Here is a 2,646-nt window from a genome sequence, read left to right on the forward strand (position 1 = left end):
CCAGCACCGCAGCCACCTCCGACGCGCCCGCCGCCACGGCGACCACGGCCTCGCGCCCCTCGTGCTGCACCCGCAACCCGCCCGCGAACGCCGTGACGCGCACGCGCCCCTCCGCGTCCGTCCGCAGCGTCGTCGGCGCGAGCCGCCACTCCTCGCGGATCAGCCGGCGGAGCGCCTCGTACGACGGCTTCGGCGTGCCGTCCGCGCGCACCAGCCCGCCGGGGGCGCCCAGCCACATCCCGTCGTCGGTGAGGCCCCAGTAGGTGATCGCGGCGACGGCCGGGTGCCCCACGAGCGAGCGGTAGTGGCGCTCGATCTCGTCCGCCTGCCGCTCCTCGCCCGCGGGCGTCGACGGCCAGCTCGCGACCCGGTAGTCGTTGAGGTCGGTGATCTCCGGCGGCATCAGGTCGCCCGAGAGCAGCGTCGTCTCCGTCATGTGGATGGGGAGCCCGAACCTGGCGAACCGGTCGACGATCCCGAGCACCTGCTCCTCGCCGCGGTACCCCTGGTGCATGTGCGTCTGCAGCCCGATCGCGTCCACCGGGATCCCCGCGCCGAGCACCTCCTCGATGAGCTCCTCGTACGCGGGGGAGAGGTCGAAGTCGTTGAGGACGAGCGTCGCCGCCAGATCCGCCGCGCGCGCCTCCTCGAAGGCCATGCGCACCATCGCGAGCCGCCCGCGAGCGGCGGCGAGCCGCGTGATCCCGTTGTCCTCGCGGTCGAACACGGGCATGATCACGGCCTCGTTGATGGCGTCCCACGTGCCGACCAGCCCGGCGAAGTCGCCGACGTCGCGCCGGATCCGCTCCCGCTGCACGCGCTCGACCTCCTCCAGCGGCAGGTCGAGCAGCCACGGCGCGGTGACGGTGTGCCACACGAGCGGGTGCCCCTTCACGTCCACGCCGCGCTCGCGCAGCCAGCGGGCGGTCGCGAGCAGCCGCTCGGTGTCGGGCCGCCCGCGCACGGGCTCGAACCGGCCCCAGTAGAAGGGGAGCGTCGCGGTGTCGAAGACCGCGAGCCACTGCTCCGCGAGCCGCTCCAGCCCGGCGAGGCCCGCGCCGCCGAAGGTCTCGATGCCGGCCGCCGCGGGATCCGTCTCGCCGTTCGCGAGCGGGATGAGGTCGAAGCCGATGTTGCCGAACGCGAGGTCCTGGCTCGCCTGCTCCACCTCGACGTCCGCGTGCGTGAGCGGCTGCCCGTCCGATCCGCGGACCGTGATCACGGCCTCCGCGCGGCGGGCGTCGGGGATGGCGGTGGGGCGGCGGCCGGCGGGGGTCCGGTCGGACGACGGGGCGGACGGGATGGCGGGCATGGGTCCCTCTCGAGGAGTCGGCGCCATGCGGTCCGCCGGCTGCCCGGCGGGCGCCGGGCGGACGACGCGGACGACGGACGGGCGCGTCGGTGCGGTCGTTGCGGAACCTACGCGGCCCGGCCGACGGGCGTCCACCGCGCCCCGGATGTCCGCAACCTTTCCCCCACCGACGAGGGTGGGGAGGGGCCGGCGCGGGCGTAGCGTGCACGCAGGGCGCGGATCCGACCGGCGCCCCCGCTTCGATGACGAGGACCCCGATGACCCCAGGCGCCGCCACCCTGTCCGTGCTCTACCTCGGCGGGACGGGCACCATCAGCGCCGCCTGCGTCCGGGCCTCCGTCGCCGCCGGGATGGACGTCACGGTCGTCAACCGCGGCGCCGACGCGAAGGGCCGCGGCACCCCCGACGGCGTGACGACCCGCGTCGCCGACGTCACGGATCCCGACGCCCTCCTCGCCGCCATCGGCGACTGCACCTTCGACGCCGTCGTCGACTTCCTCTCCTTCGACGCCGCGGGCGCCGACCGCCGCGTCGAGCTCTTCACCGGTCGCACCCGCCAGTTCGTGGCCATCAGCTCCGCGTCGATCTACCGCAAGCCCGCGCTGCAGACCCCGATCACCGAGTCGACCCTCCGCGCGAACCCGTTCCTCGCCTACGCGCGCGACAAGATCGCGATGGAGGACGCGTTCCTCCGCCACCACGCGGAGAGCGGCTTCCCCGTCGTGATCGTGCGGCCGTCGCACACCTACGACGAGGCGAGCCCGCCGCTCGCGGGCGACTGGACCGTCGTCGACCGCATCGCGCGCGGCGAGGAGGTCGTGGTCCCGGGCGACGGCACCTCGCTCTGGACGCTCACGCACGCGGACGACTTCGCGGTGGGCCTCGTCGGGATCCTCGGCGACGAGCGCGCGACCGGCGAGGCCCTGCACATCACGAGCGACGACGTGTCGACGTGGGACCGGATCCACCACCTCGTCGCGGACGCGCTCGGCGTCGAGGCGCGACTGGTGCACGTGCCCGCCGAGCAGTTCCCGGTGGTGGAGCCGGACTGGGGATGGTCGGAGCTCGTCGTGGGCGACCTGTCGCACAGCGCCGTCTTCGACACGACACGGATCCGGCGGCTCGTCCCGGCCTTCCAGCCCCGGATCCCGTTCCACCTCGCCGTCCGCGGCATCGTCGCGTGGCGGGCGGAGCACCCGGAGCTCACGCGCCCGGACGCGGACACCGACCGCCGGATCCAGCGCCTCGTCGACGCGAAGCACGCCGCCGACGCCGCGTACCGCGCGGCCGCGGCGGACTGAGCCGGCGGCGGCCGAGGCGCTAGCGGGCGGCGA

2 protein-coding genes are annotated in these 2,646 nt (G+C 75.1%); one reads left to right on the plus strand and one right to left on the minus strand.

Annotated elements, in window-relative coordinates; all coding sequences use genetic code 11:
* Nucleotides 1–1,312: endo-1,4-beta-xylanase (locus DZG00_RS14415; RefSeq protein WP_119455768.1), on the minus strand; the 1,312-nt coding region annotated here is incomplete at its 3' end.
* Nucleotides 1,313–1,569: 257 nt separating this feature from the next.
* Here DZG00_RS14415 and DZG00_RS14420 point away from each other — a divergent pair.
* Nucleotides 1,570–2,613, plus strand: a complete 1,044-nt coding sequence (locus tag DZG00_RS14420) for an NAD-dependent epimerase/dehydratase family protein (protein ID WP_119455769.1) — start codon at nucleotides 1,570–1,572, stop codon at nucleotides 2,611–2,613.
* Nucleotides 2,614–2,646: the final 33 nt, after the last annotated feature.

The organism is Clavibacter lycopersici, assembly GCF_003576405.1.
GTDB lineage: Bacteria > Actinomycetota > Actinomycetes > Actinomycetales > Microbacteriaceae > Clavibacter > Clavibacter lycopersici.

What these genes read in the sequence shown, in the direction of transcription:
- DZG00_RS14420 (WP_119455769.1), top strand. Translation starts at nt 1,570, where the DNA reads ATGACCCCAGGCGCCGCCACCCTGTCCGTGCTCTACCTCGGCGGGACG.